This window comes from Micromonospora sp. RHAY321, from assembly GCF_023896955.1.
Taxonomy (GTDB): domain Bacteria; phylum Actinomycetota; class Actinomycetes; order Mycobacteriales; family Micromonosporaceae; genus Micromonospora.
Genome location: NZ_JAMHIW010000007.1, coordinates 138,113 through 149,601, shown reverse-complemented (window position 1 = coordinate 149,601; position 11,489 = coordinate 138,113). Strand labels below are relative to the sequence as shown.

The 11,489-nt window shown below is 70.3% G+C and carries 12 protein-coding genes; 4 read left to right on the top strand and 8 right to left on the bottom strand.

Annotated elements, in window-relative coordinates:
* Positions 1 to 8 precede the first annotated feature (8 nt).
* Positions 9 to 944 carry an SDR family NAD(P)-dependent oxidoreductase gene (locus M8C17_RS17790; RefSeq protein ID WP_252417614.1) on the bottom strand — a complete coding sequence of 312 codons (936 nt, stop codon included), beginning with the start codon at positions 942 to 944 and terminating at the stop codon, positions 9 to 11.
* 225 nt (positions 945 to 1,169) lie between these two features.
* Here M8C17_RS17790 and M8C17_RS17785 point away from each other — a divergent pair, with 225 nt between their 5' ends.
* Positions 1,170 to 1,292 (top strand): ribosomal protein bL36, encoded by a 123-nt coding sequence (locus M8C17_RS17785; protein WP_074311439.1) that lies wholly within the window; start codon positions 1,170 to 1,172, stop codon positions 1,290 to 1,292.
* 5 nt (positions 1,293 to 1,297) lie between these two features.
* Here the strand turns inward: M8C17_RS17785 and M8C17_RS17780 are convergent, their stop codons facing one another.
* The 6 genes from M8C17_RS17780 to M8C17_RS17755 form a co-directional block, all read right to left on the bottom strand.
* Positions 1,298 to 1,867, bottom strand: coding sequence for a gluconokinase (locus M8C17_RS17780; RefSeq protein WP_252417613.1), 570 nt, complete (start codon positions 1,865 to 1,867; stop codon positions 1,298 to 1,300).
* Positions 1,857 to 3,086 (bottom strand): D-mannonate dehydratase ManD, encoded by a 1,230-nt coding sequence (manD, locus tag M8C17_RS17775; RefSeq protein ID WP_252417612.1) that lies wholly within the window; start codon positions 3,084 to 3,086, stop codon positions 1,857 to 1,859. The genes M8C17_RS17780 and manD overlap by 11 nt, the downstream gene beginning before the upstream one ends.
* Before the next feature lie 53 nt (positions 3,087 to 3,139).
* Positions 3,140 to 4,288 (bottom strand): galactonate dehydratase, encoded by a 1,149-nt coding sequence (dgoD, locus tag M8C17_RS17770; RefSeq protein ID WP_252417611.1) that lies wholly within the window; start codon positions 4,286 to 4,288, stop codon positions 3,140 to 3,142.
* 6 nt (positions 4,289 to 4,294) lie between these two features.
* Entirely contained in the window at positions 4,295 to 5,110 is an 816-nt protein-coding gene (locus tag M8C17_RS17765) for a carbohydrate ABC transporter permease (protein WP_252417610.1), read from the bottom strand.
* On the bottom strand, positions 5,107 to 6,054 hold the full coding sequence (locus M8C17_RS17760; protein WP_252417609.1) for a carbohydrate ABC transporter permease: 948 nt from the start codon (positions 6,052 to 6,054) through the stop codon (positions 5,107 to 5,109). The genes M8C17_RS17765 and M8C17_RS17760 overlap by 4 nt, the downstream gene beginning before the upstream one ends.
* A gap of 72 nt (positions 6,055 to 6,126) precedes the next feature.
* A complete protein-coding gene (locus M8C17_RS17755; protein ID WP_252417608.1) occupies positions 6,127 to 7,365 on the bottom strand; it encodes a sugar ABC transporter substrate-binding protein in 1,239 nt (412 codons plus the stop codon).
* A 184-nt stretch (positions 7,366 to 7,549) separates the two neighbouring features.
* On the opposite strand from M8C17_RS17755, the gene M8C17_RS17750 reads away from it, so the two are divergent.
* Together M8C17_RS17750 and M8C17_RS17745 are read left to right on the top strand one after the other, a co-directional pair.
* A complete protein-coding gene (locus tag M8C17_RS17750) occupies positions 7,550 to 8,314 on the top strand; it encodes a FadR/GntR family transcriptional regulator (RefSeq protein ID WP_252417607.1) in 765 nt (254 codons plus the stop codon).
* Between the two features lie 58 nt (positions 8,315 to 8,372).
* Complete coding sequence (locus M8C17_RS17745; protein WP_252417606.1) at positions 8,373 to 9,098, top strand: isocitrate lyase/phosphoenolpyruvate mutase family protein; 726 nt, start codon at positions 8,373 to 8,375, stop codon at positions 9,096 to 9,098.
* Between the two features lie 12 nt (positions 9,099 to 9,110).
* On the opposite strand, the gene M8C17_RS17740 is transcribed toward M8C17_RS17745, so the two are convergent.
* Positions 9,111 to 10,001, bottom strand: coding sequence for a DMT family transporter (locus M8C17_RS17740; protein ID WP_252417605.1), 891 nt, complete (start codon positions 9,999 to 10,001; stop codon positions 9,111 to 9,113).
* A 28-nt stretch (positions 10,002 to 10,029) separates the two neighbouring features.
* On the opposite strand from M8C17_RS17740, the gene M8C17_RS17735 reads away from it, so the two are divergent.
* Entirely contained in the window at positions 10,030 to 11,442 is a 1,413-nt protein-coding gene (locus tag M8C17_RS17735) for a PLP-dependent aminotransferase family protein (RefSeq protein ID WP_252417604.1), read from the top strand.
* Positions 11,443 to 11,489 lie beyond the last annotated feature (47 nt).

The window sequence follows — 11,489 nt, the reverse complement described above, 5'->3', positions numbered from 1 at the left end:
AGGTGCGGTCAGGCGCGCTGGGCGTCGGCGAGCATGTCGAGCGAGACCTGCCACAGTCGCTCGGCTGCCGCGGGGTCCATCGCGTGGTCGGCGACTCCGCTCAGCGGGGTCTCGGGGGTGTGGCGCCCGGCCTGGTTGCAGTCCTCGAAGTACCGGCCGCCGACGCCCTCCAGTTGCGGCCAGGCCGCGAGCAGCACGGAGGTGGCGGCCCCCTGCTCCCGGGTCTTGAAGTCGTACGCCGGAAGGTTCGCGTAGTCCTCTTCGGTGAGGTGGCGCCCCAGGTTGGTGGTGACCGCGCCGGGGTTGGCCGCGTTGACGGTGATGCCGTCGCCGGCCCAGCGCCTGTTCGCCTCGACGGCGAACAGCGCGGTGGCCGTCTTCGACTCGCCGTACGCCAGGAGACGGTCGTAGGGGCGTTCGTGGAAGTTGATGTCCTCGAAGACGATCGGCGCCTGCACGTGTGCGATGGAGCTGAGGGACACCACGCGGGCCCGGCCGGCCGCCGCGAGCGCCCGGTGCAGTCCGGTGGTGAGCGCGAAGTGGCCGAGGTGGTTGGTCGCGAACTGCAGCTCCCAGCCCTCCGCAGTCCGCATCTCCGGGGTCGCCGACACCCCGGCGTTGTTGACCAGGATGTGCAGAGGGCCTTCCCAGGCGGTGACGAAGGCGGCGACCGACCTCTGGTCGGAGAGGTCCAGAGGGGCTACCCGGACCAGTTGGCCCGTGGTGCCCTGGATGTCCGCCGCGGTCCGCTCGCCGGCCTCCACATCCCTGACGGCCAGGGTGACCTCGGCACCCGCGGACGCGAGCGCCCGGGCCGTCTCGACGCCGATGCCCGATGAGGCGCCGGTGACGACAGCACGCCGCCCGGTGAGGTCGACACCGCCCACGACGTCCTCGGCGGTGGATCGGGCGTTGAAAGGCGTGGTGACGCGATCTGATGGCATTGTCGGGTTCCTTTGATGTCGTCGTTGCCGTCCGGCGGTGACAACCGGGTCTGAGACTGGCCGGCTCCCGCAACGATCGTGCGCGGCGGCCCTGCGAAGCGTCCAACACACGCTTCCTGCCGTAGCCACATTCTGTTCCTGTGACCACCCTGACCGCTCGGGAATGAGCGGTGGTCCCTCGGGTACGCGAGCGAATCGGGATACGACCAGGAGAGGGTGGCCGAAATGAAGGTCAGAAACTCGCTGCGTGGGTTGAAGAACAAGATGAACTCGATCGTGGTCCGCCGCCGGGGCAGGACGTTCGTCATCAACAAGAGCGACCGGCGCCAGAAGGCCCGACAGGGCTGAGACCGCTACATGGCGAGCGCGTCGCGGCGCAGGAGACCGAGACGGTCCACCGCGGCCGACACGAGCGCGTCCGGGGACAGCGAGACGTCGAGGACCAGCCCCGGCTCGTCCGGCTCGAACCGTTCCAGGATGGCCAGCTGGGAGTCCAGAAGGCTCGCCGGCATGTAGTGCCCGGCGCGCTGGGCCATCCGCTCGCGGATGACCTCCGCCGTCCCGTCCAGGTGCAGGAAATCCACGGTGGGTGGTCCCTGCCGGAGCACGTCCCGGTAGGAGCGCTTCAACGCCGAGCAGGCCAGCACCGTCGAGACGCCTTCGGCGTCCCGGTCGGCCATCCAGGCGGCGAGGGCGCGGAGCCAGGGCCAGCGGGCGTCGTCGTCGAGGGGTACGCCCGACCGCATCCTCGCCACACTGGCCTCGGAGTGGAACTCGTCGGCCTCGGCGAACGTCAGGCCGGTCAGGTCGCTGATCCCCCTGGCCACGGTTGTCTTCCCCGCCCCGGACACGCCCATCACGACGACGTGCCGGGGCAGGCGCCGGCGGGTGGACGGGGGAGCGGCACGGCGCTCACCAGTCATGGACGGTCCCGTCCTTGAGGCGGTTGAACGGGAGGTAGGCCGGCACGTACGGGAACCGCTCGGCGGCCTCCTCGTCGAGCTCGACGCCCAGCCCCGGCTGCTCACCCGGATGGAGGTAGCCGTCGGCGAACGTGAAGGACTGCCGGAACACCTCGTTGGTCAGGGCGCCGTGCCGCATGTACTCCTGGATGCCGAAGTTGTGGATGGCCAGGTCGAGGTGCAGGGCGGCGGCCATGCCGACCGGTGAGATGTCGGTCGGGCCGTGGATGCCGGACTTGATCTGGTACTGCGCGGCGAAGTCGAGCAGCCGACGCATCGCGGTGATGCCCCCGGTGTGGGTGACGGCGGACCGCACATAGTCGATCAACTGCTCCCGGATGAGCGTCTGGTAGTCCCACACCGTGTTGAAGACCTCGCCGATCGCCAGCGGCGTGGTGGTGTGCTGGCGTACCAGCCGCAGCGCCTCCTGGTTCTCCGCCGGAGTGCAGTCCTCCAGCCAGAACAGGTCGTACGGTTCGAGATCCTTGCCGAGCCGCGCCGCCTGGATCGGGGTCATCCGGTGGTGGCCGTCGTGCAGCAGCGGAAGCTCGGGCCCGAACTCGTTGCGTACCGCCTCGAAGACGCCGGGCAGGTGACGCATGTAGGAGCGGGTGTCCCAGTCCTCCTCGGCCGGCAGTGGGGTGCGCTGCGCCGGTTCGTAGTCGTACCGCTTGCCGTCGGCGCTGGGCTGGGCCGCCACCCCGTAGACGGCGTTGATGCCCGGAACGGAGGTCTGGACCCGGATCGACCGGAAACCGAGGTCGAGGTGGCTCCGGATCGAGTCGAACAGCTCGGGCATGTCCCGGCCCGAGGCGTGGCCGTAGGCCATGATGCCGGTCCGCGACGCGCCACCGAGCAGTTGGTAGAGCGGCATGCCGGCGGCCTTGGCCTTGATGTCCCACAGTGCGACGTCCACGGCCGCGATGGCCGCCATGGTCACCGGCCCGCGCCGCCAGTACGCCGAGCGGTACAGGAACTGCCAGGTGTCCTCGATGCGGTGCGAGTCCCGCCCGATCAGCAGCGGGACGACGTGGTCGCGCAGGTACGAGGCGACCGACAGCTCCCGCCCGTTGAGAGTGCCGTCGCCCAGGCCGGTGAGCCCGTCATCGGTGGTGATCTTCAGGGTGACGAAGTTGCGGTCAGGGCTGGAGACGATGACGTCCGCTGCGACGATCTTCACGAGCTGCCTTTCTCGGGTGCCGGCTGGCCGGGTTGGTCGGGCGTGGCTTCCGGTCACCACTCCGCGTACGAGCCGTCGGGGTGCCGGAAGGTGGGGCTGCGCCAGGCGTGCCCGCGCTTGTCCGCCGCCCGTACCGCCTGTTCGTCGATCTCGATGCCGAGCCCGGGTGCGGTGAGCCGCTCGATGTGCCCGTCGACGAAGATCAGCGGCGTGGTGTCGAGGACGTAGTCCAGCACCTCGACGCCCAGGTTGTAGTGGATGCCGATGCTCTGTTCCTGGATCAGGTAGTTGGGCGTGGCGAAGCCGATCTGCAGGCACGCCGCGAGGGCGAGCGGCCCGAGCGGGCAGTGCGGGGCGAGCTGCACGTCGTAGACCTCGGCGAGCGCCGCGATCCGGCGTACCTCGGAGATCCCGCCGGCGTGCGACAGGTCCGGTTGCGCGACCGCGATGCCGGCCTGGAAGACGGGCAGGAACTCCTGCCGGCTGTAGAGCCGCTCCCCGGTCGAGACGGGCGTGGTCGTGGACCGCACGAAGTCGCCGATGAGGTGGGAGTTCTCCGGGACGACCGGCTCCTCGAGGAAGAGCGGCCGGTACGGCTCCAGCAGCGGGGCGACGCGGCGGGCGTTGGCCAGGGTGAACCGGCCGTGGAAGTCGACGGCGACGTCCCGCTCGTCGCCCAGCACCTCCCGCGCGGCGGCGACCCGCTGGACCACACCGTCCAGTTCGGCGACCGACGCGATCGGGCTCATCCGCCCGGACGCGTTCATCTTGACCGCGGTCAACCCGGCCGCCACCTGCTCGGCGATGTGGTCGCGGACCTCGTTGGGCTCGTCACCGCCGACCCAGCCGTAGACCCGGATCCGGTCCCGGACGGGGCCGCCGAGCAGTTGGTGCACGGGCGCTCCGTACCGCTTGCCGGCGATGTCCCACAGCGCCTGGTCCAGGCCGGACACGGCGCTGGCCAGGATGGGACCGCCCCGGTAGAAGGAGCCCTTCGTCATGGTCTGCCAGTGGTCCTCGATCCGCAGCGCGTCCCGGCCGATCAGCAGCTCACTGAGCTGCTCGACGGCGGTCCGGACGGTTTCGGAGCGGCCCTCGCAGGTCGCCTCGCCCCAGCCGACGATCCCCGATTCGGTCTCGACGCGGACGAAGAGCCAGCGCGGGGCGACCAGGAAGGTCTCGACGCGTGCGACGGTCGTCACGACGGCCTAGCCCTTCGTCGCACCGGCGGTGAGGCCGGAGACGACGTACTTCTGCACGAACAGGGCGATCAGCATGATCGGCAGGGTGACGACGCTGGCCGCCGCCATCAGGCCGCCCCAGTCGATGCTGGCGTAGCCGACGAAGTCGAAGATCGCGACGGGCAGGGTCTTGGTGTCGGCGCCGGAGAGCACGAGCGCGAACATGAAGTTGTTCCAGCTGAAGATGAACGACAGGATCCCGGCGGTGGCCACACCCGGTATCGACAGCGGCAGCGTGATCTTGCGGAACGCGCCGATGTGGGTCAGCCCGTCCACGAGCGCCGCCTCCTCGAGTTCGAGGGGGAGGCTGTCGAAGTAGCCCATCATGATGTAGACCACCAGCGGCAGCGACACGAACATGTGGCTGAGGATGAGCACGGTGAACCCGCCGACCATCTTCAGGTTGGAGAAGACGTAGTACCAGGGCACCAGCAGGGAGACGCCGGGGATGACCCGCGCCATCAGCACCACGAGCGCGGACTTCTTCATGTTGAAGCGGCTCATCGAGTAGGCCGCCGGTATGCCGAGGACGAGGGAGAGCGCCGTCGCCGCGAAGGCCACCCAGAGGCTGTTGCCGATGAACTGGACGTAGTTGGCCTGCTCCAGGACGTTGGCGTAGTTGTCCAGGGTGGGCGAGAAGACGAGAGCCTTGCCCGTGTCGTAGATGTCGACGTTCGTCTTGAACGACGCGGCGACCATCCAGAGCAGCGGTGCGAGCAGCGCGATCACCACGATGGTGAGCGCCACGACGCGGAACACCCGGTAGGCGGGGCGGGACCTCATCGCTGCGCCTCCTTCCTGCGGGACGTCAGGGCCCACATCGACCCGATGATGATCAGGAAGAAGATGATGAGGACCGTCGATGAGATGCCGTACTCGTTGTAGTCGAAGCTCAGGCCGTAGGCGTACACGTTGAGCGTCTCGACCTCGTGGAAGGAGCCGCCGCCGCGACCCTTCGTGGCGTAGAGGATGTCGAAGGTCTTCAGCGCGTCGATGCCGCGCAGCAGGATCGCGACGATCACGGTCGGCATCACCAGCGGCAGGGTGACGTGCCGGAACCGCTGCCAGGCGCTGGCGCCGTCGATGCGCGCCGCCTCCTGAGGCTCGTCGGAGAGTGAGGTCAGGCCGGCGAGGAGGATCAGCACCACCATCGGGGTCCACTGCCAGACGTCGATGAAGATCGTCGTGGGCAGCGCGGAGTGCTGGCCGGCCAGCCACGGCTGGGGTCCGATGCCGATCCAGCCGAGGGCCTGGTTCGCCAGACCGATGTTCGGGTCGAAGATGAGCCGCCACATCATGCCGACCGCGACCGGGGTGGCGACCAACGGCATCAGGATGGCGACCCGGACCCACTTCTGACCCCGGAACGGTCGCCACAGCAGCAGCGCGACCGCCATGCCGAGCACCACCTCGAACAGCAGTGCCACGACGGTGAACGCGGCGGTCCGGGCGACGGCGGGCCAGAACCGGTCGGTGTCCGACAGCACCTCGACGTAGTTCTGGAAGCCCACGAACTCGGACTCGGCCCGGACCGAGCCCTCGGCGTCGGTGAGGCTGAGATATCCGGTCCACGCCAACGGGAAGATGATCAGCGCGGCGACGAACACCATGGCCGGTGCCGCGAAGAGCCACTTGCGATGGTCGTTGGCCCAGCGGGCCCACGCCGGCGTGTCCGGCGTCTCCGAGGTGCCACGGGGCGGTCTGGTGGGGGTGGTCACTGCTGTCATGGGGTCTCCCGGGGTGGGCGGGCCGGGCGGGGGTGGAGCGGCGACGCGGCCGCGCCACCCCCGCCGTCGGGCCTACTTGGCCTCGTCGTCCAGGAACTTCTGGAACGCCGCGTTGGCGGTGTCGGCCGCGGCCGCCGGGTCCTTGCCGGCGATGGCGTCGACGATCGGCTGGCCGACGATCTCCCGGGCCTGGGCCACCTTGTTGACCAGCGGGCGGTCGTGCCCCACGCCGTCCTTGGTGCTGGCCGCGATGGCCTCGACGAGGTCCTTCGGGTACGTCGCGGTGCCCTCCGGGTTGGCCCACACCGAGGTACGCGCGCCCGGCACGCCGGACTTCTGCTGCGCGAGCGTCTGCTCCTTGCTGGTCGCCCACTCGACGAACTTCCAGGCGTTGCTCTGGTTCTCGGAGCTGTCGTTGATGCCCAGCGCCCAGGAGGGGATGTTGTACGGCTTCGATCCGGCGGGGCCGGCCGGGAAGGGCGCGAAGCCGACGGTGTCGGAGACCTTCGACTTGGCCGGGTCGGTGGCGTTCTTGTAGAGCGAGTTGGCCTCGGTGTAGAAGGCCGCCTTGCCCTGGGTGAAGATGGCCATCGCCTCGGGCCAGCTCATGTCGGTGCTGACGTTCGCGGGGCCGTGGTCCTTGAGGAGCCCGCCGTAGTAGGCGTACGCCTGCTTGGCCTGCTCGCTGTTGACGGTGGCCTTGCCGCTGCTGTCGACGAAGTCACCGCCGAAGCTGTAGAGGAAGCTGGAGAACTGGGTGACCGCCGGCGACTTGCCGGTACGGGCCACGAAGCCGGCGATGCTCGGGTCGGCAGCCTTGATCTTGGCTGCGGCCGTCTTCAGCTCGTCGAGGGTCTTCGGCGGGGCGGTCAGACCGGCCTTGGACAGCAGGTCCTTGCGGTAGTAGAGGACCTCCTGCTCGGTGATGATCGGGACACCGACGGCCTTGTCCTCGTACGAGGTGGCCTCCACCGGGCCGGCCTGGAAGTCGCTGAAGTCCCAGTCCTTGTTGGACTTCACCTCGTCGGACAGGTCGGCGAGGTACTTGTTCTTGGCGAACAGCTTCCCCTCCTGCAGAGGGCGGTACATCATCACGTCGAGGTCGCTGGAGCCCGCGTTCAGCTTCACGTTGTACTGGTCGGAGAGCTGGTCCTCGCCGAGCTGGGTGATCTCGACCTTGAGCCCGGTCTGCTTCTCGAACTCGGGCAGGGCCTGCTTGATGTTCTCGGTCCACACGTGGTTCGCCAGCGTCACCCGTACGGTCGTCGACGCGGCGCTGTCCTCGTCGCCGCCGCACGCCGACAGGCCCATGGCGGCTACCACGGCCAGAGAAGTTCCCAATATCGATCGACGTCGCACGCCCATCTCTCCTTCTGTCGTGGTCGCCGCCGGGGGTAGGGCGGAACCTCACGTTTACATCCGCTTAACGTCCGGATGCTAGGCCGATAAAGCGGATTTATTCAAGAGGTGATCTTCAACTGATATGCTCCAACGTGTGGAACCGTCCTCATCGGGGGTTGCAGCCGTCCAGAAGAAGGCCCCTGCCGAGGCCGGGCTGCACGCACAAGTTCTCGACCACCTCGGCACCGCCATCTGCGGCGGCCACCTGGCGCCCGGCTCGGTGCTCAACATCGACGAGCTGGTCGACCGGTACGGAGTGTCGCGTTCGGTCGTCCGCGAGGTCCTGCGGGTGCTCGCCGCCATGGGGTTCATCGAGACCCGCCGCCGGGTCGGGGTGCTGATCCGGCCGGCGCACAACTGGAACGTCTTCGACCCGCAGGTGATCCGCTGGCGACTCGCGTCAGCAGGGCGGATGGCGCAGATGCGCTCGATCACCGAGTTGCGGACCGCCGTCGAACCGCACGCCGCCTGGCTGGCCGCCAACCGGGTCAACCACGACGAGGCGAGCGATCTCGTCGGCCTGGCGGCCAAGATGTGGGCCGCCGGAAAGGCCGGGGACGAGGAGCGCTTCCTCCGGCTCGACATCGAGTTCCACCGGCGGGTGCTGGCCGCCTCCGGTAACGAGATGTTCGTCAAGCTGCAGGAGTTGGTGGCGGAGGTGCTCACCGGCCGCCACCACTACGACCTGATGCCGCACTACCCGCACGAGCAGGCCCTCCAGCTGCACGCCGACGTGGCGCAGGCGATCCAGCGGCGCGACGGCGACCGCGCCCGCGCCGCGATGGTCCAGATCATGGAGCAGGCGTTCGGCGAGATGAAGTCGATGTGGGAGCAGACCGGCGAGCCCGGTCAGGGCTGACCTGGCCCGGGACGCGCGCCTGAACCGATACCATCACCCCTCCGGATCCCCTCGGGAGATGAGTTCGATGACCGCCGCCACCTTCCGTGCCCTGCACCACGGCCGCCCCGCCGGCGACCCCCTCGTCCTGCCCGGCCCGTGGGACGCGGCCAGCGCCCGGGCCTTCGCCGACGCCGGCTTCCCGGCGCTCGCCACCCCGAGCGCCGGAGTCGCCGCCTCGCTGGGTTACGAGGACGGCGCCACCCCGCCCGACGAGATGTTCGCCGCGGTGGCGAGGATCGTCCGGGCCGTCCCCGTTCCGGTGTCCGCCGACATCGAGGGCGGCTACGGCCTCGCTCCCCGAGAGTTGGTCGCACGGCTCCTGGAGACCGGTGCCGTCGGCTGCAATCTGGAGGACTCCGAGGGCCACGCCACGCTCAAGGACCCGCAGCGGCACGCGGACTGGCTGGCCGAGGTGCGGGCCGAGGCGGGCGACGCTCTCTTCATCAACGCGCGCGTCGACACGTTCCTGTTCGGCACCGGTGACCCGGCCGACGCCGTGGCACGCGCCCGCCTGTACGTGGCCGCCGGCGCCGACTGCGTCTACCCGCTCATGGCGCCGGCGGAGGTGTTCCCGGTGTTCCGGGAGGGCGTCGAGGGGCCGGTCAACATGGCTGCCGGACCGGACAGGGAGTCGGTGGCCGGGCTGGCACGGCTGGGCGCCACGCGCATCACCTTCGGTCCGGGGATGCAGCGGTACGCGACGAAGGCGATCAGCGACCTCGCGGTGAAGCTGCGCTCCTGAGTCCGGTGAGTGTCACCGACCGAGCCGTACGCGGACGGCGGCCCCGGCGCACAGGATGACGACGAGGCCGCCGACCACCGTGGCCCAGCCGATGTGCTCACCCAGGAGCAGACCGGCCCAGGCGATGCTCATGACGGGCTGGACGAGTTGCACCTGGCTGACCTGAGCCAGCGGGCCGATCGCCAGCCCGTGATACCAGGCGAAGAAGCCGAGGAACATGCTGACAACGCCGAGGTAGGCGAAGGCCGTCCACTGTGCCGGAGTCCCCGTCGGGGTCTGCCCGGCCACGGACACCACCGTCAGGGCCACCATGAGCGGGGAGCACAGCACGAGCGCCCAGGAGACGGTCTGCCAGGCGCCCAGCTCCCGAGCGATCAGGCCGCCCTCGGCGTACCCGACGGCGGCGGACGCCACCGCGCCGAAGAGCAGCAGGTCGGCCCAGTGCAGCCGACCCAGGCCGCCCCACTGGGCGGATGCGAAGGCCGACGCGGCGAAGGCGCCGACGCCGGCGGCGACCCAGAACCCGACGGGTGGGCGCTCGTGCCCGCGGATGACCGCCAGCACGGCGGTCGCGGCGGGCAGCATGGCGATGACGACGGCACCGTGGCTGGCCGGCGCGCTCGTGAGGGCGTACGAGGTCAGTAGCGGGAACCCGACGACGACGCCACCGCCGACCACGGCAAGGCGTGGCCACTGCGCGCCCCGAGGCAGCCGCTGGCGGGTGACGGCCAGTGCGACGACGGCCAGCGCCGCCGCTACGACCGCTCGGGCGGAGCCGATGAACAGCGGCGAGAGACCTCCCACCGCCACCCGGGTCAGCGGGACGGTGAAGGAGAAGGCGACCACTCCCAGCAGGCCCCACCACAGCCCCGAGGGGCCGGTAGCCGGTACCGGGGCATCCACAATCGCAGTAGCGCTACTCTGATCTCTCATGGATGACAGTAGCAGCTCGCGAATCGCCGCCGCTCTGCGTGAGTGGGTGGCCGCCGCCACGCCGGGTGCCCGGCTGCCGTCCACCCGCGAGCTGGTCGCCCGCTACCAGGCGAGCCCGGTGACGGTGCAGCAGGCGCTACGCACCCTCACCGCCCAGGGGCTCATCGAGAGCCGCCCCGGGGTCGGCACGTTCGTCCGGGCCGCCCGCACCGTGCGACCGGCCGACCACGGCTGGCAGACCGCCGCCCTACGCTCACCTCCCGCGCGCGTCCACGCGCTGTCCACGGCGTTGCGCAGCGCCCCCAACGACGTCATCGCCCTGCACGCCGGCTACCCGGATCGCGAGCTTCTCCCGGAGCGTCTGGTCCGTTCGGCCCTGACGCGCGCGGCGCGTACCGACGCCGCCCTGACCCGGCCACCCGCGGCGGGCCTGCCGGAGCTGCAGTCCTGGTTCGCCGCCGAACTCGGCGCCGCGACCCGGGCCGGGATCACGCCGCCCACGCCCGGCGACGTCGTCGTCCTTCCCGGCAGCCAGAGCGGGCTGAGCTCGATCTTCCGCACCCTGGCGGGGGCCGGGCAGCCCCTGCTGATGGAGTCCCCGACCTACTGGGGAGCGATCCTGGCCGCACGGCAGGCCGGCGTCCTCGTCGTGCCGGTACCCACCGGCCCGACCGGCCCGGACCCTGCCGAGGTGGCCCGCGCCTTCCGGGAGTCGGCCGCGCGGGTGTTCTACGCGCAACCGAACTACGCCAACCCCACCGGAGCGCAGTGGCCGGCGGCGCTGCGTGAGCAGGTGCTGGCGGTCGTGCGCGAGCACGGCGCGTTCCTCGTGGAGGACGACTGGGCCCACGACTTCGGCATCACCTGCACCCCGACTCCCGTCGCGGCCCACGACGACGGCGGCCACGTCGTCTACCTGCGCTCACTCACCAAGAGCGTCTCGCCGGCCGTCCGCGTCGCCGCCGTCATCGCGCGCGGACCGGCACGCGAACGGCTCCTGGCCGACCGCGGAGCCGAGTCGATGTACGTCAGCGGCCTCCTGCAGGCCGCGGCGCTCGACGTGGTGACCCAACCCGCCTGGCAGACGCACCTCCGTGACCTGCGGCAGCAGCTCGGCACACGGCGGGACCTTCTCGTCGCGGCCCTGCGCGAGCACGCCGCGGCGGCGGACGTCGAGATGGTGCCGGCAGGAGGGCTGAACCTCTGGGTACGCCTCCCCGAGGGAACGGACGTCCACCAGCTCGCGTACGACTGCGAGAGGGCCGGGCTCATCATCGCCCCCGGAAACGAGTGGTTCCCGGCGGAACCCACCGGCCCGTTCGTACGCCTCAACTACGCCGGGCCGAATCCCACGGCCTTCCCCGCCGGAGCGCGCGTCCTCGGCCGGGCACTCACGAACCACCCCGCCTGACCAGGGGCTCGTCGACCGGGCTCATCGACGCTCGGGGGACAGTGCGT

Coding starts and splice junctions, on each gene's coding strand:
- M8C17_RS17745 (WP_252417606.1), top strand. CDS start 8,373: ATGAGTTCGATGACCGCCGCCACCTTCCGTGCCCTGCACCACGGCCGC.
- M8C17_RS17755 (WP_252417608.1), bottom strand. CDS start 7,365: ATGGGCCTGTCGGCGTGCGGCGGCGACGAGGACAGCGCCGCGTCGACG.
- M8C17_RS17735 (WP_252417604.1), top strand. CDS start 10,030: ATGGATGACAGTAGCAGCTCGCGAATCGCCGCCGCTCTGCGTGAGTGG.
- M8C17_RS17785 (WP_074311439.1), top strand. CDS start 1,170: ATGAAGGTCAGAAACTCGCTGCGTGGGTTGAAGAACAAGATGAACTCG.
- M8C17_RS17790 (WP_252417614.1), bottom strand. CDS start 944: ATGCCATCAGATCGCGTCACCACGCCTTTCAACGCCCGATCCACCGCC.
- M8C17_RS17760 (WP_252417609.1), bottom strand. CDS start 6,054: ATGACAGCAGTGACCACCCCCACCAGACCGCCCCGTGGCACCTCGGAG.
- M8C17_RS17780 (WP_252417613.1), bottom strand. CDS start 1,867: ATGACTGGTGAGCGCCGTGCCGCTCCCCCGTCCACCCGCCGGCGCCTG.
- M8C17_RS17765 (WP_252417610.1), bottom strand. CDS start 5,110: ATGAGGTCCCGCCCCGCCTACCGGGTGTTCCGCGTCGTGGCGCTCACC.